Annotated in this window: 15 protein-coding genes; 13 read left to right on the forward strand and 2 right to left on the reverse strand. The window is 73.7% G+C overall.

What is annotated here, in order from left to right; all coding sequences use genetic code 11:
• Positions 1–165: 165 nt before the first annotated feature.
• The 7 genes from ACFV1L_RS16180 to ACFV1L_RS16210 all read left to right on the forward strand — a co-directional run bounded on the left by ACFV1L_RS16180 (position 166) and on the right by ACFV1L_RS16210 (position 11,000).
• Complete coding sequence (locus tag ACFV1L_RS16180; RefSeq protein WP_380366328.1) at positions 166–2,460, forward strand: glycogen debranching N-terminal domain-containing protein; 2,295 nt, start codon at positions 166–168, stop codon at positions 2,458–2,460.
• Between the two features lie 80 nt (positions 2,461–2,540).
• Positions 2,541–3,299 (forward strand): NUDIX domain-containing protein, encoded by a 759-nt coding sequence (locus ACFV1L_RS16185; RefSeq protein WP_380366329.1) that lies wholly within the window; start codon positions 2,541–2,543, stop codon positions 3,297–3,299.
• A 332-nt stretch (positions 3,300–3,631) separates the two neighbouring features.
• On the forward strand, positions 3,632–5,590 hold the full coding sequence (locus tag ACFV1L_RS16190; protein ID WP_380366331.1) for an ATP-binding cassette domain-containing protein: 1,959 nt from the start codon (positions 3,632–3,634) through the stop codon (positions 5,588–5,590).
• Positions 5,591–5,631: 41 nt separating this feature from the next.
• Positions 5,632–6,441 (forward strand): hypothetical protein, encoded by an 810-nt coding sequence (locus ACFV1L_RS16195; protein ID WP_380366333.1) that lies wholly within the window; start codon positions 5,632–5,634, stop codon positions 6,439–6,441.
• Between the two features lie 546 nt (positions 6,442–6,987).
• Positions 6,988–7,860 (forward strand): FadR/GntR family transcriptional regulator, encoded by an 873-nt coding sequence (locus ACFV1L_RS16200; protein WP_380366334.1) that lies wholly within the window; start codon positions 6,988–6,990, stop codon positions 7,858–7,860.
• Positions 7,861–8,319: 459 nt separating this feature from the next.
• The gene (locus tag ACFV1L_RS16205; RefSeq protein ID WP_380366336.1) at positions 8,320–9,936 is read left to right on the forward strand and encodes an RNA polymerase sigma factor; all 1,617 of its coding nucleotides are present in this window, start codon (positions 8,320–8,322) and stop codon (positions 9,934–9,936) included.
• Positions 9,937–10,148: 212 nt separating this feature from the next.
• Positions 10,149–11,000, forward strand: a complete 852-nt coding sequence (locus ACFV1L_RS16210; RefSeq protein ID WP_380366337.1) for a S1 family peptidase — start codon at positions 10,149–10,151, stop codon at positions 10,998–11,000.
• Positions 11,001–11,108: 108 nt separating this feature from the next.
• Here the strand turns inward: ACFV1L_RS16210 and ACFV1L_RS16215 are convergent, their stop codons facing one another.
• Entirely contained in the window at positions 11,109–11,339 is a 231-nt protein-coding gene (locus ACFV1L_RS16215) for a hypothetical protein (protein ID WP_380366339.1), read from the reverse strand.
• Between the two features lie 429 nt (positions 11,340–11,768).
• Between ACFV1L_RS16215 and ACFV1L_RS16220 the strand changes: the two genes are divergently transcribed.
• From ACFV1L_RS16220 to ACFV1L_RS16245, 6 genes are all read left to right on the forward strand, one after another.
• Positions 11,769–13,919, forward strand: a complete 2,151-nt coding sequence (locus ACFV1L_RS16220) for a type IIA DNA topoisomerase subunit B (protein ID WP_380366398.1) — start codon at positions 11,769–11,771, stop codon at positions 13,917–13,919.
• A 138-nt stretch (positions 13,920–14,057) separates the two neighbouring features.
• Positions 14,058–14,540 carry a DUF1453 domain-containing protein gene (locus ACFV1L_RS16225; RefSeq protein WP_380366341.1) on the forward strand — a complete coding sequence of 161 codons (483 nt, stop codon included), beginning with the start codon at positions 14,058–14,060 and terminating at the stop codon, positions 14,538–14,540.
• Between the two features lie 74 nt (positions 14,541–14,614).
• Positions 14,615–15,775 carry a sensor histidine kinase gene (locus tag ACFV1L_RS16230; RefSeq protein WP_380366343.1) on the forward strand — a complete coding sequence of 387 codons (1,161 nt, stop codon included), beginning with the start codon at positions 14,615–14,617 and terminating at the stop codon, positions 15,773–15,775.
• Positions 15,776–15,852: 77 nt separating this feature from the next.
• On the forward strand, positions 15,853–16,530 hold the full coding sequence (locus tag ACFV1L_RS16235; RefSeq protein WP_380366400.1) for a response regulator: 678 nt from the start codon (positions 15,853–15,855) through the stop codon (positions 16,528–16,530).
• A gap of 114 nt (positions 16,531–16,644) precedes the next feature.
• Positions 16,645–17,067 carry a DUF485 domain-containing protein gene (locus ACFV1L_RS16240; protein ID WP_380366345.1) on the forward strand — a complete coding sequence of 141 codons (423 nt, stop codon included), beginning with the start codon at positions 16,645–16,647 and terminating at the stop codon, positions 17,065–17,067.
• Positions 17,064–18,668, forward strand: coding sequence for a cation acetate symporter (locus tag ACFV1L_RS16245; RefSeq protein ID WP_380366347.1), 1,605 nt, complete (start codon positions 17,064–17,066; stop codon positions 18,666–18,668). The genes ACFV1L_RS16240 and ACFV1L_RS16245 overlap by 4 nt, the downstream gene beginning before the upstream one ends.
• A gap of 89 nt (positions 18,669–18,757) precedes the next feature.
• Here the strand turns inward: ACFV1L_RS16245 and ACFV1L_RS16250 are convergent, their stop codons facing one another.
• Entirely contained in the window at positions 18,758–19,657 is a 900-nt protein-coding gene (locus ACFV1L_RS16250; RefSeq protein ID WP_380366349.1) for a sucrase ferredoxin, read from the reverse strand.
• Positions 19,658–19,683: the final 26 nt, after the last annotated feature.

Below are 19,683 nucleotides of genomic sequence, written 5' to 3' on the forward strand. Positions count from 1 at the left end.
CCGTTCGGCACGGTCACCACGCCCACGCCCTACGCGCCGGGGGCCACCCCGGCCTACGGCACGCCGACGCGGCCGGTGCCGGGGGCCGCGGTGCCGGGCGTGCCCGCTCCGGGCCGCGGCGGGGCGGCACCGCGTGCCGACCACCCGTCAGCTCCGGCCGGGGCGATGCCCAGTGGGCCGGCCGGCCGGTCGGAGCAGGTGGTCGGTGCGGTCGCCCCGGGCCCGGCCCGGCAGCCGAGCCCGCCGACGGCACCCCGGCCGCAGCCCTCGGCCGCGCACGACATCCTGTGCGTCAACGCCCCGGGCATGGCCGCCTCCGGTCCGGACGGGCAACTCCGGGGCCAGAGCCTGCACGGCTTCTTCCGGCACGGGGTACGCACCCTGGCCAGGATGGAGCTGCGGCTCGGCGGCATGGAGCCGCTGCCGCTCCAGGGCACCCTGACGTCCGCGGCGACGGCACGCTTCGTCGGCTCGGTCCGGGTGCCGGGCGACCTCGACCCGGACCCGGCGCTGACGGTCGAACGGCTGCGGCACGCCGACGGCGCGGAGACCGTGACGGTCCGGAACACCGGCGCCCGACCGGCCCGCCTCCCGCTGGAGATCGCGCTCGGCACCGACCTGGGCCAGCTCACCGACATCGCTGCGGGCCGACGTTCGGCCGACCTGCCGGGCCAGGTCCAGTCCGCGGGCCTGCGGTGGGCCGGGCAGGGCCGCGCGGCCACCGTCAGCGCCCGTCCGTCGCCGCACGCGGTGCTGGCCGGTGCGGGCGTGCTCCGGTGGGACTTGGAGGTCCAGCCCGGTGCCCGCTGGTCCGTGGACCTGCGGGTCGAGTTGGAGAGCCCGTCGGCCGGACGCCCACCGACCGGGCGCGGCCAGGGCGTGCCGCTGCCGTGGTCCGAGCCGGAGGTCCGGGCCGACGACCGCCGCGCCGCCCGCCTGGTCGGCCGGGCGCTGGACTCGCTGGGCGGGCTGCTGCTCGCCGACGCGGACCGTCCGACCGACCTCTACACGGCCTCGGGCGCTCCCTGGCGATTCGGCCTCACCGCCGCGGATGCGCTCTGGGCGGCCCGGATGACGCTGCCGCTCGGCACCCGGCTCGCCGCCGGAACGCTCCGTGCGACGGCCCGCCGCCAGCACCTCGCGCCCCAGCAACCGGCGGGCGCCGCCCGTCGGTCCGAAGGTCCCGGAGGTGACGGTGCGTCAGGTCCGGCAGCGGCCGCCCCGGCGACGGTCGCGAACCCGGTGGCAGGCGGTACCGGCACGGGCACCGGCACCGCGGTACCGGCCCATGGCGGCGCGCCCCAGGGGGCGGGGAGTTCGTCGGCCGCCGGTGCGGACAGCGGTGCGGCCGCGCAGGCGCTGGACGGTGTGATCCCCGGGCCGCTGCGGCACGGCGGCCCCGAGCTGCCGGCCAGTTGCACGGCCACGGAGGCGACCCTGCTGTTCGTCACCGTGCTGGCGGAGGCCTGGCGTTGGGGCATGCCGCGGGCCGAGGTCGCGGAGCTGCTGCCGGCCGCCGAGCGCGCCCTCGGGGCACTGCGGGCCGCGGTGGCGGAGGGGCCGGACGGGCCGGTCGGGTTCGTCACCGACTTCGGTCGCCCGCCGGAGGAGCGGGCCGCCCGGCCGGGCCCGGCCAGGTGCGAGGTCCAGGCGCAGGCCCACCGCGCGGCGCTCCAGGGAGCGGACCTGCTGGAGGCGTTCGACCGCCCCGGGGCGGGGGAGTGGCGGGCCTGGGCGGCCGAGCTGCGGGAACGGTTCCGCGAGCAGTTCTGGATCGACGACCTCTCGGGCGGCCGTCCGGCGGCCGCGCTGCTCGCCCCGGACCGTCCGGTGCCGGCCCTCGCCTCCACCGTGGTCCACCTCTTCGACGTCGGCCTGGGCGCCGAGGGCGAACTGCACGAGGGCCTGCTCGACCGGGAGCAGACCAGGCTGCTCGCCCAGCGGCTGGTGACGCCCGAACTCGACTGCGGGTGGGGTCTGCGGACGTTGAGCGCGAAGTCCCCGCGGTTCAATCCGCTCGGCCACCGCAGCGGTGCGGTGCGGGTGCAGGAGACCGCGCTCGCGGTCAGCGGGCTGGTGGACGCCGGGTTCGAGCGCGAGGCCGAGATACTGCTGGAGGGCCTGCTGGAGGCGTCCTCGCACTTCGACCACCGGCTGCCCGAGATGTACGCGGGCGAGCAGAAGGTCGCGGACTGCCCACCGGTGCCGCACCCGGCGGCCTGCCGGCCGGCCGCCATGTCGGCGGCCGCCGCGGTCCACCTGGTGCTGTCGCTGGCCGGTGTCAGGCCCGACGTCCCGTCAGGGCGGGTGGCCACGCGTCCGGCGAGCACCGCACCGCTGGGTGCACTGGAACTCACCGGCCTGCGGGTGGCCGGCGAGCCGTTCTCGGTCCGGGTCAGCCGGATCGGTGTCGCGGTGGTCGAGGAGGCGCCGTCGTTCCTGCAACTGGCCGCCAGCTGACTGCCCCGCAGGCGGTCCGGGAGACGGGAAAAGGGCTGTGGTCTGTGATTATCGTCAGAGAGACGACTAAGATCGGCGACATGTCGCGTTATGACCCGTCGGCCTTCCCCCCGTTCGCAGTCACGGTTGACCTGGTGGTGCTGACGGTGCGCGACCATGAGCTGTGCGCCTTGCTGGTGAAGCGCGGTGAGGCGCCGTTCAAGGGCTACTGGGCGCTGCCGGGTGGGTTCGTGCGACCCGACGAGGGCCTGGCCGAGGCGGCGTCCCGGGAGTTGGCGGAGGAGACCGGGCTGCGGGCGCAGACCGCGCCGGGTCAGGTGCTGGCAGGGCAGAACCCGTTCGGTGCACACCTGGAGCAGTTGGCCACCTACGGTCATCCGCAGCGCGACCCCCGGATGCGGGTGGTGAGCGTCGCGTACCTGGTGCTCGCTCCGGACCTGCCGTCCCCGCGCGCGGGCGGCGACGCCAGCAGCGCCCGGTGGGCGCCGGTCAGCGAGCTGTTCGGTGCGGACCGGAACGACGGCGAGTTGCTGGCCTTCGACCACGGCCAGATCCTGGCGGACGGTGTGGAGCGGGCCAGGTCGAAGATCGAGTACTCCTCGCTGGCAACGGCCTTCTGCCCGCCCGAGTTCACCGTCGGTGAGCTGCGCCGGGTGTACGAGGCAGTGTGGGGCGTGGTGCTGGACCCGCGGAACTTCCACCGCAAGGTCACCGGCACCCCGGGCTTCCTGCTGCCCTCCGGTGGCACCACGACCCGTCAGGGCGGTCGGCCCGCCCAGCTGTTCAAGGCGGGTGGGGCGACCGTCCTGAACCCGCCCATGCTCCGGCCTGAGTCCTGAGTCCTGAGTCCTGAGTCCTGAGGCCTGAGTTGGCCCCCGCCGCCGAGTCCTGAGTTTTGAGAGGGCTCTGGAGTTCGAGGCCCGGTGCCGTGTCGTGCCGTGCAGCGTTGCAGAGCGACGTCGATTCCCTTGCGGGTGAGGAGTCGTGACGGACCATCAGGGATTCGGCGTCAGTGGCGTGAGTGAGTTGTCGCCTGTTCGGGTGAGCTAGGTGCCAATACCGTCCACGACCCATCCGGAATGCCTGGTTTCATCGCTTCCGCGTCCTACTGTGCAGGCTCAGGCCCGGCGGACGAAGCCCGGTCTGTCGGCGGGCGAGGGAGCGGGCGGCGATGATCCAGATCACCGGACTGACGAAGACGTACCGGAGGGGCCGACCCCCGGCGGTACTGGACCTGACCTTCGACGCCCGTCCGGGAATGATCACCGCGCTGCTGGGGGACGAGGGGGCGGGCAAGTCCACCGCGTTGCGGTTGATGGTGGAGCTCGAACGCGGCCACGGCATCACCCTGTTCGACGGTCGCACCTACCGGCGGCTCCGGCGTCCCGAGCGGGAGGTGGGCGTGGTCCTGCCGTCCACCCGGCCGGAGGCCGGGCACCCGGGGCGGCGGGCCCGGGCGCACCTGCGGATGCTGGCCGGAGCGGTCGGCGTCCCGGTGCGGCGGGCCGACGACCTGTTGGAGCAGATCCGCCTGACCCCCGTCGCCAACCACCGGATCGGCACCTTCTCGCCGGGCATGCACCGCCGACTCGCCGTCGCCGCCGCCCTGCTCGGCGATCCCCGCACGCTGCTGCTGGACGCCCCGACCGAGGGCCTGTCCCCGCGCAGCGAAGAGTGGCTCCACGGCTTCCTGCGGTCCTTCGCGCTGACCGGCGGCACCGTACTGATCTCCACCCGCCGCCCGGAGGAGGCCGCGGCGCTCGCCGACCGGGTGGTCACCCTGGACGCGGGCCGGCTGGCCGCCGACCAGCCGGTGGTGGAGTTCCGCCGCACCCGGCTGCACCCCGAAGTCCTGGTCCGCGGACCGCAGATGGCCCGCCTGGCAGACCTGCTGGTGGCCCAGGGCGCCCACGTCCGCCGCGAGGGCGGCGCCGGCCTCGCGGTGAGCGGCGTCGGCCGCACCGAGATCGGTGAACTCGCCTACCGCAACGGCGTCCTGCTGCACGAGTTGGCCGACCGCGTGGTGCAGCGCCCGTTCTCCTACCCGGCCGCCCTGCCCAGCGGCCCGGAGCGGTCCGACAGTTCGGGCGGCTCCGGCGAGGTGGTGATCCGGACGCACCGTCAGCACGCGGCCGAGCGGACCCCCACCGCCACCGCCGCCACTCGCACAGCGAGGCCGACCACCGTCGGCCGCCCGTCCGCCCGCGCCGACGCCACCCGCCCCGACACCGAGCACACCGACACCGAGCACACCGACACCGAGCGCACCGAGATCGAGCGCACCGAGATCGAGCACACCGAGATCGAGCGCGCCGAGATCGAGCGCACCGAGCGGCGCACCGAGCGCCCCCTCGACCACCGTGGCCTCCAGGCCGGCCGCTGGGCCGCTGCCGCACTCGCCCCCGACCCGTCGACGCCGAACGCCGCCGAGGTGGCCGCCGAGCCCGTCCTGCCGGCCTTGGCGGCTCCGGCACCTCCGGTAATCGCGGCGGTCCCGGCCACCACCCCTGGCACCGCTGCCACTGCCGAGCCCGCGTCAGCGGCAGTGCCTGCGGCCGTTCCCGCCCCGGCCCCGGCAGAGGTGCCCATCGACCTGATCCGGCGGGCCCCCCGCGGTGCTTCCGCTCTCCGTCGAGCGAAGTCCCAACGGCCGGTCCCCGAAAGCACGGTGAGTCCGACCGCGCCGACGGCAGCGTCCGCTCCGGCACCCTCCGCCCCCGCCCCCGCCCCCGCCCCCGACACCGGCCCCGATCCGATCCTGCTCGACGCCGAACAGCTGGCGGCCAATCCGACCGACGCGGAACTACTGACTCCTGCCCGGATCAGGGGAGTCGGCGGAGTCGGCCGCACCCCCGCGCCGCCCCGGACGCCGCACCAGGCACCCGTGCCGGCACCGGTACCGGCAGGGGCACCGGTGCACGCCCCGGTCCCGGCGCCGGAACAGACCTCGGTGCGGGCCGACGTGCGTCTCCGCCCGGTCCACGCCGCCGAGTTGCGCCCCGCCGGTCAACCGGGCGGAACGGCCGCGCAGCCCGGACGGGCGGCGGACCGGGCACCGGTCGCGGCGGGCGAGGGCGGGGCGAGCGCGCTGCGCAGGCGCGGCACCGGTGACGAGAACGGGAGTGAGTGACAGTGCGCTTGGTGGCTTGTGAGGTCCGTCGGTTGGGCGGGGTGCGTTCCACGTGGTGGGTGGTCGCGGTGGCGCTGCTGCTGAACGGTGCGGTGGCGGCGGTGTCCGCCCGGCGGTTCCCGGCAGGGGAGTTGGGGGCGACGGATGCGGTGCGCGCGCTGGCGGGAGTGGTCGCGTGGCTGCCGCTCCCGCCGACGGCGCTGGCCGCGGCGATCCTCGGCGCACTGGCGTACGGCAACGAGATGCGCTGGCCGGACCTGGCCGCGTCCCGGGTGCGGCTCGGGCGTCGGCTCGGCGCGCTCGCCGCGAAGTCGGTGGTGGTCGGTGCGGCGGCGCTGCTGCTCGCGGTGGCGGCGCTCGCGGTGAACGCCCTGGTGGTCCGCTTCGTGATGCCGGGCGCGGTGGACGCCTCGACGGTGCTTGCCCTTCCGCGCCCGGTGGATCTGATGCACCTTCCGGGCCTCGCGCCCGCCCCGGCGGACGGCCTGTTCGCGGTGGGCGGGATCGGCCGCCTGCTGCCGGCGTACCTGGCGCTGGCGTTGGCGGGCGGCTGGGCCGGACTGCTGCTGGCGGCGCTGGTGCGCAGCGCCGTCGCGGGAGTCCTGCTGGTCTGTGCGCTGCCTGCTCTGCTGGAGCTGACCGCCGGCCTGCTGTTGCACCGCACCGGCCGTAACTGGCCTGTCTGGGTCCGGGAGTTGCTGCCCTTCCAGTACGGCCTGAGCTGGATGCGCGGGGCGGCCGACCGGACGGCGGCCGCGCTGGACACGGTGGTGGTCGTCGCCCTGCTGGCCCCGGCCGCCCTGCTGGTGCTGGCTGTCGTGGTCGCCCAGTTCCGCCGCCGCGCACTGTAGGAACCGGGACCGGCAGGAACCGGGACCGGCGGCAGTGACCGGCCCCGACGGCTCCCGCACCCGAACCGCCGGTCCCTGCGACCATCCCCGTCCGCAGAAGCCGCGCCTGCCCCCGCCCTCCGCCCCCCGCCCTCCGCCCGCACCGGCCGCGCCCGCACCGACCGCCCCGAACCTGCGGTCCCGAACCTCCGGTCCCTGCGGTCCCGAACCTCCGGTCCCTGCGGTCCCGGCCTCCGGTCCCGAACCTGCGGCCCCGCCCGCCCCGCACGGCGATCGCGCCCATTGCCGCCAGCGGCCCCCGACCCTGACGCCGTGACAGACCACCACCGTTGCTCCGGAGAAGGGTGAAGGGAGGCACCGCCCCCACGCCCCGTCCGCAGAAGCCGCGCACTGCCGCGCAACGGTCGCCGAATTCGAGCCCGGATGACCGATATGCGCATTTCTTGCTGATAAGAAGTCAATTATCCAGTCGCGGCCGATCACCCTTTCGTGTGCTTTTCAGGAGAATGCTCAAGACGGCTCCGCCGATCGCCGACAAAGGATGGCGTGAGTACCCTTGCGCACCCCACCGTGACCGCCGCTCGCCAGGCCGAGTCGATCTCCGCCTCCGAGCTGGACCGTTTCCCGTACGCCGACCGCCCGATGCCGCCCGCTCCCCGCTGGGAGGGCGCGGAGAGCGAACTCGCCCGGGCCGGACGGAAGACCACCAGCAGCCGCGGCCGCGGCCTGCACGGCCAGCTGGTCCAGCAGCTCGGCCAGATGATCGTCTCCGGCGACCTGGGCGCCGACCGCCCGCTGGTGCCGGAGGAGATCGGCCAGCGCTTCGAGGTCTCCCGCACCGTGGTGCGCGAGTCGCTCCGGGTGCTGGAGGCCAAGGGCCTGGTCTCGGCCCGGCCGAACGTCGGCACCCGGGTCCGCCCGGTCAGCGACTGGAACCTGCTGGACCCGGACATCATCGAGTGGCGCGCCTTCGGGCCGCAGCGCGACGAGCAGCGCCGCGAGCTGTTCGAACTGCGCTGGGCGATCGAGCCGCTGGCCGCCCGCCTCGCGGCCGGGCACGGCCGGGAGGACGTCCAGCACCGGCTGGTCGAGCTGACCGAGATCATGAGTCAGGCCGGCGGCCAGGGCGACCTGGTCAGCTACGCCCGCGCCGACGCCGAGCTGCACGGCCTGGTGCTGCAGATGGCCGGGAACCGGATGCTGGAGCACCTGTCCGGGATCGTGGCCGGCGCGCTCCAGGTGTCCGGCGGCTCCGGCACCACCTGTGAGCGCCCGTCCGACTCGGCGGTCAGCCTGCACACCCGGCTGGTCGACGCGCTCGGCACCGGTGACGGCACCGCCGCCGAGGCGGCCGTCCGGGCGCTGCTCACCGTCCACCCGGACGTCGAGCACGCCGTTCCGGCGCCGCGGGAGCACTGAGCGGCCCAGCCCCGCCCGTCCCGAACGGATGGCCCTTCAGCTGCTCCACCCGCAGCCGGGGGGCCATCGGCGTGTCGCGTCCCACAGGGTGGCCCGCCCCACACCGGCGGGGGCCCGGACGACCCCCGAACGGGCCCCGTCGGCCCGCTGGCAGAAGGCGGGAGAAGGCAGCGCCGGTCCGGTCCGTACCCTCGTCGGGACGCCGTCGATAGGCCGCCCGGGGCAGCCGGTACCGGCCGTCGGGTGGTGTGACGGGCGCCACGACGGGCATGCGTAACACTTGAGGGGCGGCAGCGATGTGTACGGAGCGGAAGCAGCTCCGGAATACCAGCACAGGCCTGATGGCTGTGTTGGTGCGCGGCGCTGCTGCCGTCCTGCAGACCCCGGTCGCCGTCCACCCACCCGAGTTCCTCGGGCGGTCGGTGCGGGATCGTCCACTCATCGTCCGAGAGGTTGTTCGTGTCGGCCAGCACATCCCGTTCGCTTCCCCCCGAGATCGCCGAGTCCGCGGCACTGCTGGCGCTCATCGAGCGGGGCAAGGCCCAGGGGCAGATCGCCGGTGACGACGTGCGCCACGCGTTCGAGGCGGACCAGATCCCGGTCACCAAGTGGAAGAACGTCATGCGCAGCCTCAACCAGGTGCTGATTGAGGAGGGGGTGGAGCTGATGGTCAGCGCGGCCGAGCCGGCCGGCGCCAAGCGCAAGAGCGTCGCGGCCAAGAGCACCACCAAGCGCACCGCGACCAAGGCGGTCACCACCCGCACGCCGGTCGCCCAGACCAAGCCCCCGGTCCGGATCGCCCCCGCGGCGACCCCGGCCCCGTCGGTGGCGGTCGCCGCCGCGGTGACGACCAGTGAGGTGACCGTCGTCGAGACCATCGGTCTCGCCGAGGCCCGTCCGGCGGCCAAGAAGGCCGCCCCGGCGAAGAAGGCGGTGGCCAAGAAGGCCGCCGCTCCCGCGAAGAAGACCGCCGCCAAGAAGACCGCCGCGGCCGGCAAGCCCGGCAAGGGCGACGAGGACATGATCGGCGAGGAGGAGCTCCTCGAGGACGTGGCCCTGCCCGGCGACGGCAAGGAGGGCGAGGCCGAGGAGGAGTCGGACCAGGGCTTCGTGCTCTCCGACGACGACGAGGACGACGCCCCGGCGCAGCAGGTCGCGGTGGCCGGCGCCACCGCCGACCCGGTCAAGGACTACCTGAAGCAGATCGGCAAGGTCCCGCTGCTCAACGCCGAGCAGGAGGTCGAGCTCGCCAAGCGGATCGAGGCCGGCCTGTTCGCCGAGGACAAGCTGAGCCAGGCCGACAAGCTCGCCCCGAAGCTCAAGCGCGAGCTGGAGATCATCGCCGAGGACGGCCGCCGCGCCAAGAACCACCTGCTGGAGGCCAACCTCCGCCTGGTGGTCTCGCTGGCCAAGCGCTACACCGGCCGCGGCATGCTGTTCCTGGACCTGATCCAGGAGGGCAACCTCGGTCTGATCCGTGCGGTCGAGAAGTTCGACTACACCAAGGGCTACAAGTTCTCCACCTACGCGACCTGGTGGATCCGGCAGGCGATCACCCGCGCCATGGCCGACCAGGCCCGCACCATCCGCATCCCGGTGCACATGGTCGAGGTCATCAACAAGCTCGCCCGCGTGCAGCGCCAGATGCTCCAGGACCTGGGCCGCGAGCCCACCCCGGAGGAGCTGGCCAAGGAACTCGACATGACCCCGGAGAAGGTCATCGAGGTCCAGAAGTACGGCCGCGAGCCGATCTCGCTGCACACCCCGCTCGGTGAGGACGGCGACAGCGAGTTCGGTGACCTGATCGAGGACTCCGAGGCGGTCGTCCCGGCCGACGCGGTCTCCTTCACCCTGCTCCAGGAGCAGCTGCACTCGGTGCTGGACACCCTGTCCGAGCGCGAGGCGGGCGTGGTCTCGATGCGCTTCGGCCTGACGGACGGTCAGCCGAAGACGCTGGACGAGATCGGCAAGGTCTACGGCGTGACGCGTGAGCGCATCCGCCAGATCGAGTCGAAGACCATGTCGAAGCTGCGCCACCCGTCGCGTTCCCAGGTGCTGCGCGACTACCTGGACTGATCCCCGGTCGGTCCGAGTCACTTGGACGGGCCCCTCCGCCGTCGGCGGAGGGGCCCGTTCGCATGTGCGGGGGTCGCCCGATGGGGTGGCGGGGGCGCGGACTCCGGGCACGGCGGGTGACGGCGTGACTACGCTGGGCAGGTTGTCGCACTCCGACCGGTGCGGCTCTCGACCAGTGCACCTCGTCTGCACGCCGAACCTCTGGAGAACCGGTGCCCTTCCTGGATCCGTCCGCGCCTCGGCTCCGTCGCCGGGCGGTCGCGCTCGTCGCCCTGGCGGCCCTGCCCGCCCCGCTGATCGCGCTGGGCTCGGCCGCCCCGGCGGCGGCGCAGCGGCGGATCGTCGGGGGGACGGCGGCGAGCACCGCCGACCACCCGTGGATGGTGGCGCTGTCCAGCCGGCCGCAGTTCGGCTCGTCCCGTTCGGGGCAGTTCTGCGGCGGGGCACTGGTCAGTCCGACCAAGGTGGTGACGGCCGCGCACTGCTTCTACGACGAGTCCAGCGGCCGGCCGACCGACCGGCCGTCGCTGCGGGTGATCGTCGGCCGGGACGACCTGCGGGGCAGCGCGGGGCGTGAGGTGGCGGTGCGCGGGGTGTGGATCGAGCCGGGCTACAGCTTCGCCGCCAACACCCGGGACGTGGCGGTGCTCACGCTGGCAGAGCCGCAGAACGACCGGCCGGTGCTGGAGATGGTGGGCCCGGGGGAGAGCACGCCGTACGCGGCGGGGACGCCGGCCACGGTGTTCGGCTGGGGGGACACCCGGGGCAACGGCAGCTACTCGAACACGTTGCGGCAGGTGACGGTGCCGATCATCTCGGACGCCGCCTGCGGGCGGGCCTACCCGGGCGGGCAGGACAGCGCGTTCGACGCGCGCACCATGGTGTGCGCCGGCACGGACCAGGGCGGCAAGGACGCCTGCCAGGGCGACAGCGGCGGCCCGCTGCTGGTGGCCGGGCGGCTGGCCGGGCTGGTGTCCTGGGGCGCCGGCTGCGCGGAGGCCGAGCACCCCGGCGTGTACACCCGGGTGTCGGCGGTGGCGGAGTCGGTGCGCACCGCGCTGTGAGGTGCGCGACAGCCGGCGGCGGCCGCGCGGAAACGCCACGGCCGGGCGGCCCGCCCCGAGGGGAGGGCCGCCCGGCCGTTCAGGCAGCTCGGGATTCGAGCGGGAGCGTCAGCGCTCGCCCTCGACGGCCGTCGCCGAGGTACCCGAGAGGCGGTCGCTCTCGTCGTGTATCTCAACGGCGATCTTCTTGAGCTCGGGCTCGAACTTGCGCCCGTGGTGGGCGCAGAACAGCAGCTCTCCGCCGCTGGAAAGGACGACGCGCAGGTAAGCCTGAGCGCCGCAACGGTCGCAGCGGTCAGCCGCGGTGAGCGGGCTCGCAGGGGTCAGAACAGTAGTCACGTCGCCTCTTCTCTAGCTCGACGAGCTGTGTACCAGGATCAACATCCAACCAGGTCGAATTCGTTCCCGCTCGTGGCTTTTCTCTTTGAGGATTCTGCTGTCTCGTTGATGAGGGCGTGCCCCGGGCACCGGTGGTTCATGCGTACCGATTCCCGTGGTGCGCCAATCGCCTCGAACGCCCGATCGGGTCGGGGTCCGGGGTCCGCGTAGCATAATCCTCCGCTGGGTTGGAGCATAAGCCCCGTCCCGGACCCCGTTTGACCGCATCACAGCAGCTCCGCAGCCCTCTCCGGCCGCCCCGGTCCGCCAGGACCCGTGGTGTCGGCAGGAGATGGCAGGGTGGGGGCCGCGTTCGCGGCGGGAGTCGTGTTCGCGCAGCGCGTACAAGGCGCGCGGGCCTCGGCGGCCGGAGTCTCAGTTGCTGAGAGCATGCGGGGTGACCGTCAACATCGTGGAGGAGTGCAGAGCGTGAGTGGAGAAAAGACCGTCCCGTCCTCTCTGGTGACCGGTGAGGGCGGGTCCGACTACACCGCGCGGCATCTGCTCGTCCTCGAGGGGCTGGAGGCGGTCCGCAAGCGGCCGGGCATGTACATCGGGTCGACGGACAGCCGCGGCCTGATGCACTGCCTGTGGGAGATCATCGACAACTCGGTCGACGAGGCCCTCGGCGGCTTCTGCGACCGCATCGAGGTACTGCTGCACCAGGACGGCTCGGTCGAGGTGCGGGACAACGGCCGCGGCATCCCGGTGGACGTCGAGCCCAAGACCGGGCTGTCCGGCGTCGAGGTGGTGATGACCAAGCTGCACGCGGGCGGCAAGTTCGGCGGCGGCTCGTACGCGGCCTCCGGCGGTCTGCACGGCGTCGGCGCCTCGGTGGTGAACGCGCTGTCCGCCCGGCTGGACGTGGAGGTGGACCGGTCCGGCACCACCCATGCGATCAGCTTCCGGCGGGGCACCCCCGGCACGTTCGCCGAGGACGGCCCGGACGGGAAGTTCACGGCCGGCAGCGGGCTGACCAAGCGGGGCAAGTTCGCCAAGACCCGCACCGGCACCAGGATCCGCTACTGGGCGGACCGGCAGATCTTCCTCAAGGACGCCAGGCTCTCCCTGGAATCGCTGCACGCCCGGGCCCGGCAGACCGCGTTCCTGGTGCCCGGCCTGACCATCGTGGTGCGTGACGAGCGGCTGACGGAGAGCGACAAGGTCGAGCAGGAGACCTTCCGCTTCGACGGCGGCATCAGCGAGTTCTGCGAGTTCCTGGCCCCCGACCGCCCGGTCTCCGACGTGCTGCGGCTGCGCGGCGAGGGCACCTTCAAGGAGACCGTCCCGGTGCTCGACGAGCTCGGGCACATGACGCCCACCGAGGTCACCCGCGAGCTCGGGGTGGACATCGCGCTGCGCTGGGGCGCCGGCTACGACAGCACGCTGCGCTCCTTCGTCAACATCATCGCCACCCCCAAGGGCGGCACCCACGTCAACGGCTTCGAGCGGCAACTCGCCAAGACCGTCAACGAGGTGCTGCGCTCCAGCAAGCTGCTGCGGGTCGCCGAGGACGACATCACCAAGGACGACGCGCTGGAGGGCCTGACCGCGGTGGTCACCGTCCGGCTGGCCGAGCCGCAGTTCGAGGGGCAGACCAAGGAGGTGCTGGGCACCTCGGCGGCCAACCGGATCGTGGCCGCGGTGGTGGCCAAGGAGCTGAAGAGCTTCCTCACCTCCGCCAAGAAGGACGAGAAGCTCCAGGCCCGGGCCGTGCTGGAGAAGGTGGTGGCCGCCGCCCGGACCCGGGTCGCCGCCCGGCAGCACAAGGAGGCGCAGCGCCGGAAGACCGCGCTGGAGACCTCCTCGCTGCCCGCCAAGCTGGCCGACTGCCGCAGCGACGACGTGGACCGCAGCGAACTGTTCATCGTCGAGGGCGACTCGGCGCTGGGCACCGCCAAGCTGGCCCGCAACTCCGAGTTCCAGGCGCTGCTGCCGATCCGCGGCAAGATCCTGAACGTCCAGAAGGCGTCCGTGAGCGACATGCTCAAGAACGCCGAGTGCGCGGCGATCATCCAGGTCATAGGAGCGGGCTCCGGCCGGACCTTCGACATCGACCAGGCCCGCTACGGCAAGGTCATCTTCATGGCCGACGCCGACGTCGACGGCTCGCACATCCGCACCCTGCTGCTGACGCTGTTCCACCGGTACATGCGGCCGATGGTCGAGCAGGGCCGGGTGTTCGCCGCGGTGCCGCCGCTGCACCGGATCGAGCTGACCAACCCCAAGCGCGGCCAGGAGAAGTACCACTACACCTACTCGGACGCCGAACTGCGCCGCACCCTGCTGGAGTTCCAGGGCAAGGGGCTGCGCTGGAAGGACCCGATCCAGCGGTACAAGGGCCTCGGCGAGATGGACGCCGACCAGCTGGCGGAGACCACCGTGGACCCGCGGCACCGGATCCTTCGCCGGATCAACCTGGGCGACCTGGAGGCCGCGGAGAAGACCTTCGACCTGCTGATGGGCAACGACGTCGCGCCGCGGCGGGAGTTCATCGTGGACTCGGCGGCCACCATGGACCGGTCCCGGATCGACGCCTGAGCACGGCCTGACGAAGGGCTCTCCACCCACGGGTGGAGAGCCCTTCCTGCTGTGGTTCAACCCGTGCTCCGAGGATCCGGCGGCCCGTTCTCCGTAGCGTTCTTCCTGTCAGAGGAAACCGCCCGGAAGGCACCCGAAATGACTGCCCTGTCCAACGTCCTGATCGCCGTCGCCGTGATCGTCCTGGTGGTGGGCCGGCAGCTGCGGGCCCGTCGGCTGGACACCGAACGCCGGTTCTGGCTGCTGCCATTGGTGCTCGCCGCGGTGGCGCTGCGCGACCCGGTGCTGATCGACCCGGACCACCAGGCCGCCGCCGCCCTGATCCTGGCCGGCTCGCTGGTCACCACGCTCGGCATGGGCTGCGCCTGGGGCTGGACCATGCGGATCTGGCGCGACCGGGACGGCGCGCTGTGGACCCGGGGCTCCACGGCCACCGTGTTCGCCTGGGTCGGCGCGATCGTGATCCGGATCGGCTGGTACGGCGTGGGCACCGCGCTGCACGTCCACCAGTCCAGCAGCGTGCTGATGCTGTCGCTCGGCCTGCTGCTGCTGGTCCGCTCGGCGGCCGTGGCCTGGCGGGCCCGGCAGCTGGACGACGCCAAGCACACCCTGGCCGCCTGACCGACGGCCCGTCCGCCCCGGACCGCCGACGCCACCGGGCGCCGGCGGTACCGGCATTGAGAGAGGATCGTCCGGTGAGCACCCTGGAGCGCTGGACCCGCTGGCCGGCCGGAGACGTCCCGATCCGGGAGCGGCACTCGCGGGCCCGGCTGGTGCTGTCGCTGTTCGGCCGGATCGCCCTGCTGTCCACCGTGGTGTTCGGCACCTTCGCCGAACACCACTACGAGGGCTGGCGGTTGCTGCCCCCGATCGGCTGGATCCTGGCCGCCGCCGGGCTGTTCACCGGCTGGTACTTCGCCTGCCGGACGCAGCGGCTGTGGCAGGCGCTGGCCTGCGCCGGCGGACTGCTGGTGGTCGCCGCGCTGGCCCAGGAGGGCGAGGCGAGGACCCTGGCCTCGGTGATCTGGTGCGGACTCGCGGTGCTCGCGGTGGTCCGCCTGCCGCTGGCCTTCGGGCTGGTCACCGCCGGTGCGGCGCTGGGCGGTTACAGCCTCGGCTCGGGCGACTCGCTGCTGATGGTGGTGGCCGTCGCGGGCGGCCTCGGGCTGCTCGGCTACCTGCTGCGCCTGGACAGCCAGGCCCGTTCCGCGCAGCGCGCGCTGCTCGCCCAGGAGCGGGCCGCGCAGGTGGCGCAGGCGGAGTCCGCGGCGCTCGCCGAACGGGCCAGGATCGCCCGGGAGATCCACGACGTGCTGGCGCACAGCCTGTCCGCGCAGCTGGTGCACCTGGAGGCGGCCCGGCTGATGCTGGACGGCGGCGCCGAGCGGGCCGAGATCCGCGAACGGGTGGTCGCCGCCCGGCGGATGGCGCAGGACGGGCTGGCCGAGACCCGGCAGGCGCTGTCCGCGCTGCGCGGCGAGTTCGCCCCCGTCGCCGAGTTCGTGGCCGGCCTGGCCGCGCAGGCCGGTGCCGGACTGACGGTGGACGGGGTGCCCAGGCCGCTGCCCGCGGAGGCCGGGCTGGCGGTGCGCCGCACCGCGCAGGAGGCGCTGACCAACGCCCGCAAGCACGCCCCGGGCGGCCGGGTCGAGGTCCGGCTGGGCTACCTGGACGACGCGGTGGAGCTGACGGTGCGCAACTCCGGTGCGCCGCGCGGCGCGGACCCGGTGCTGGGCGGCAGCGGGAGCGGGTACGGTCTGCTCGGGATGCGCGAACGCGCGGAACTGCTCGGCGGCGAACTGCTGGCGGGCCCCGAGGAGGGAGGGTGGCGCGTGCAGCTGCGGGTGCCGGCGTGACGGGTCCGGGAACGACCGGAGCGCCGATCCGGGTGGTGGTCGCCGACGACCAGACCGTGGTGCGGGAGGGCATCGTGATGCTGCTCGGCCTGCTGCCGGGCATCACGGTGGTCGGCTCGGCGGCGGACGGCGAGGAGGCGCTGCGGCTGGTCGCCGAGCACGCCCCCGAGGTGGTGCTGATGGACCTGCGGATGCCGCGCTGCGACGGCGTGGAGGCGACCCGCCGGGTCCGCGCCGAGCACCCGGGCACCGAGGTGGTGGTGCTCACCACCTACGCCGACGACGACTCGCTGTTCTCCGCGCTGCAGGCCGGTGCGCGGGGCTTCCTGACCAAGGACGCGGGCGCGGAGGAGATCGCCCGCGCGGTGGCGGACGTCCGCTCGGGCGCGGCCGGGCTCTCCCCGCAGGTCCAACTGCGGCTGCTGGAGCGGCTGTCGGGCACGCCGGCGGCCGCCGCCGGAACACCCGCGGCCGGTACGCCCGTGGCCGAGCCGCCCGCCGTCGGACCGCCGGTCGCGGAGCCGCCCGCGCGCGGCGTCCGGCCGGCGCTGCCGGACGGGTTGACCCAGCGGGAGGCCGAGGTGCTGGCGCTGATCGCGTCCGGACTGTCCAACGCGGAGATCGCCGAGAGGTTGTTCGTCAGCCCCGCAACGGTGAAAACCCATATCAACAACCTTTTTGCGAAGACCGCGGTCCGGGACCGCGCGCAGGCCGTGGCGTACGCCTTCAAGCATGGAATTTCGGACGGTTCGTGACCGCACCTTCCTGTCGCTGGTTCGGGTGAACGTATCTTCACGGGTTTCGCCGTGTGGTTTGTGACGCTCCATCATGGTTCGGTCGTAGTGACCCGATTGATGAGGTGTGGGCAAGTGGCGCAGCAGGAGAGAGTCGACTGGTGGGCCGCGTCCGCCTCCCGGCCCAGGGTGGTGGCGCAGCGGCGGAGCGCGGAAGCCGATGTGCAGGCGTCCGAGGAGCGGGTCGGTGGCGCGGTCTACCGGAGTGTCCAGGACAGCGAGGCGTTCCGGGAGATCCGGCGCGGCTACCGCTCGTTCGTGTTCCCGGCCTGCGCCGGGTTCCTGGCCTGGTACCTGTTGTTCGTGACGGCGCAGGCGTTCATGCCGGACCTGCTGGGCCGCCGGATCGCCGGGCCGCTGAACGTGGCCTGGGCGCTCGGGCTCGGCCAGTTCGCGTCGACGTTCCTGCTCACCTGGCTCTACGCCCGCAATGCCCGCACCAAGCGCGATCGAGCGGCCCTCGAACTGCGCTGGGACACCCAGGACCAGCTGCGATGACCCATCACCCCAACCACGGACTCGCGGTCGCGCTGTTCGCCGTCGTCGTCGCCGTGACGCTGACCATCACCGTCTGGGTCGGCCGGCGCGGCCACGCCGCCGAGGACTTCTTCGCCGGCGGCCGGGACTTCTCCCCGCTGCAGAACGGCTTCGCCCTCTCCGGCGACTACCTGTCGGCCGCCTCGTTCCTCGGCGTCACCGGCCTGATCGCGCTGTACGGCTACGACGGCGTGCTCTACAGCATCGGCTTCCTGGTCGCCTGGCTGGTCGTGCTGATGCTGGTGTCCGAACTGGTCCGCAACGCGGGCCGGTACACGCTGGCCGACGTGCTGGCGCTGCGGATGCGGCAGCGGCCGGTCCGGGCCGCGGCCGGACTGTCGTCGATGGTCGTCACGCTGATGTACCTGATCGCGCAGATGGTCGGCGCGGGCAGCCTGGTCGCGCTGCTGCTGAACACCAACAGCGGGGCCGCCAAGGCGTGGACCATCATCGCGGTCGGCGCCCTGATGATCGTCTACGTGACGGTCGGCGGGATGCGGGCCACCACCTGGATCCAGATCGTCAAGGCCTTCCTGCTGGTGGGCGGTTCGGTCCTGCTCACGGTGCTGGTGCTGGCCCGCTTCCACGGCGACCTGGGCGCGCTGATGGAGACCGCGGCGCGGCGCAGCGGCGAGGGCGAGAAGTACCTGCAGCCGGGCCTCAACTACGGCTCCGGGGTGATCAGCCGGCTGGACTTCGTCAGCCTCGGCCTGGCCCTGGTGCTCGGCACCGGCGGTCTGCCGCACATCCTGAGCCGGTTCTACACGGTGCCGACCGCGCGGGCGGCCCGGCGCTCCACGATGTGGGCGATCGGCCTGATCGGCTCGTTCTACCTGATGGCGATCGTGCTCGGGCTCGGGGCGGGCGCGGTCGTCGGCGGGCACGACCTCCGGGCGGCCAACTCGGCGGGCAACACGGCGGTTCCGCTGCTCGCCCTGGACCTGGGCGGCGGTGACGGCTCGACCTGGGGCCTGCTGCTGTTCGCGGTGATCTCGGCGATCGCGTTCGCCACCATCCTGGCGGTGGTCGCCGGACTCACCCTGGCGTCCTCCGCGGCCTTCGCCCACGACCTGTACGCCCGGGCGCTGCGGCGCGAGGACGGCCGGCAGGTGTCCGAGCGCGAGGAGGTGATCGCGGCCCGGGTCTCCGCCGTCGTGATCGGCGGACTCGCCATCGTGCTCAGCCTGTACGCGCAGCGGCTGAACGTCGCGTTCCTGGTCGGCCTGGCGTTCGCGGTGGCCGCGTCGGCGAACCTGCCCACGCTGCTGTACTCGCTGTTCTGGAAGCGCTTCTCCACCCGGGGCGCGGTCTGGTCGGTGTACGGCGGCCTGGTTCCCGCGGTGGTGCTGGTGCTCTTCTCGCCGGTCGTCTCCGGGACGAAGACCTCGGTGCTGCCCGGGATGGACTTCCACTGGTTCCCGCTGGAGAACCCCGGACTGGTCTCGATCCCGCTCGGCTTCCTGGCCGGCTGGCTGGGCACCCTGCTGGACCGGGAGCCCGCCGACGCGGACGGCTACGCCGAGCTGGAGGTCCGCGCCCTGACCGGGGCCGGCGCCGCCTGACGGAGCGTCGACGACGGGCCCCGCACCGACCGGTGCGGGGCCCGTCCGGCGTTCCGGCCGCTCCGACGGCGGTGGTGCCCGTCCGGCGGTCAGACCGCTTCGAGGGCGGTGACGTCCATCCGGGACGGGGTGCCCGGGGCCTTGCCGCAGCTCTCCGGTCGGGGCGGCTCGCTCGCGGACTCCGCCACCGTCGCCCGCCAGCGGCGCCCGTCGGTGTGCCGCACCTCCACCGTCCAGCCGTCGCCGTCCCGCTCCTGACGCATGGTCAGCGCGGCCGCGGTGCTCTCCCCGGTCAGCTCGCGGACGGCCTGCTCCGCCGCCTGGGACGGGCGCGGCCAGTACGAGCGGCCGCGCGAGTGGGCGGGGACGGTGCGGCCCGCGGCGGTGGCGGCCAGCACCTCCTTCGCGGACTCCGCGGTGAGCCGGCCGTACGCGTAGCCGTGCGGCAGCACCAGCATGGTGGGGGAGAAGCGGTGCCCGCCGAGGTGGGTGACCTCCCAGGCCTCGCTGTGCCCGGCGGCCGCGAGGTCGGCGGCCAGCGGGCGGCCGAGCAGTGCGCAGCAGCGGTCGCGCCGGCCGTTGGTGCACACCAGGGCGATCGGGCCGCCGACGTGGTCGGCGCCGAAGCCGCCGTGCCGGCCCGCGCCGAGGGCGGCGAAGTCGAGGTCGAGCAGCGCGGCGGGGGAGTCGACCCGGCCGCGGCGCACCCACGGGTCGGCGGGCGAGGTGTGGGCGATCAGCACCTCGTGCCGGGCCGCGGTGTCGGTGTCGGCGTGCCGCCCGGGCCGGCGGATCAGTGCGATCCGGACGCCGGTGCCCTCGGCCGCCCGGTCGAGCGCGGCCCCGAGTTCGGGGTCGAGGTGGCTGGAGGTGAGCGCCCGGGCGCCCCAGGGTCCGGGCTGTTCGAGGAGCAGCCAGGTGGTGGCGGTGGCCGCGGTGGCCGCCAGCGGCTCGGTCAGTTCGCGCGACAGCGTCGTACAGGTGCTCACCCGCCACACACTAGTGCGCCGCCGCT

Origin of the sequence: Kitasatospora sp. NPDC059646 (assembly GCF_042734615.1) — a bacterium.
Lineage (GTDB): Bacteria > Actinomycetota > Actinomycetes > Streptomycetales > Streptomycetaceae > Kitasatospora.

What these genes read in the sequence shown, in the direction of transcription:
- ACFV1L_RS16180 (WP_380366328.1), top strand. Translation starts at nt 166, where the DNA reads ATGCCCAGTGGGCCGGCCGGCCGGTCGGAGCAGGTGGTCGGTGCGGTC.
- ACFV1L_RS16185 (WP_380366329.1), top strand. Translation starts at nt 2,541, where the DNA reads ATGTCGCGTTATGACCCGTCGGCCTTCCCCCCGTTCGCAGTCACGGTT.
- ACFV1L_RS16190 (WP_380366331.1), top strand. Translation starts at nt 3,632, where the DNA reads ATGATCCAGATCACCGGACTGACGAAGACGTACCGGAGGGGCCGACCC.
- ACFV1L_RS16220 (WP_380366398.1), top strand. Translation starts at nt 11,769, where the DNA reads ATGCGGGGTGACCGTCAACATCGTGGAGGAGTGCAGAGCGTGAGTGGA.
- ACFV1L_RS16225 (WP_380366341.1), top strand. Translation starts at nt 14,058, where the DNA reads ATGACTGCCCTGTCCAACGTCCTGATCGCCGTCGCCGTGATCGTCCTG.
- ACFV1L_RS16235 (WP_380366400.1), top strand. Translation starts at nt 15,853, where the DNA reads ATGCTGCTCGGCCTGCTGCCGGGCATCACGGTGGTCGGCTCGGCGGCG.
- ACFV1L_RS16245 (WP_380366347.1), top strand. Translation starts at nt 17,064, where the DNA reads ATGACCCATCACCCCAACCACGGACTCGCGGTCGCGCTGTTCGCCGTC.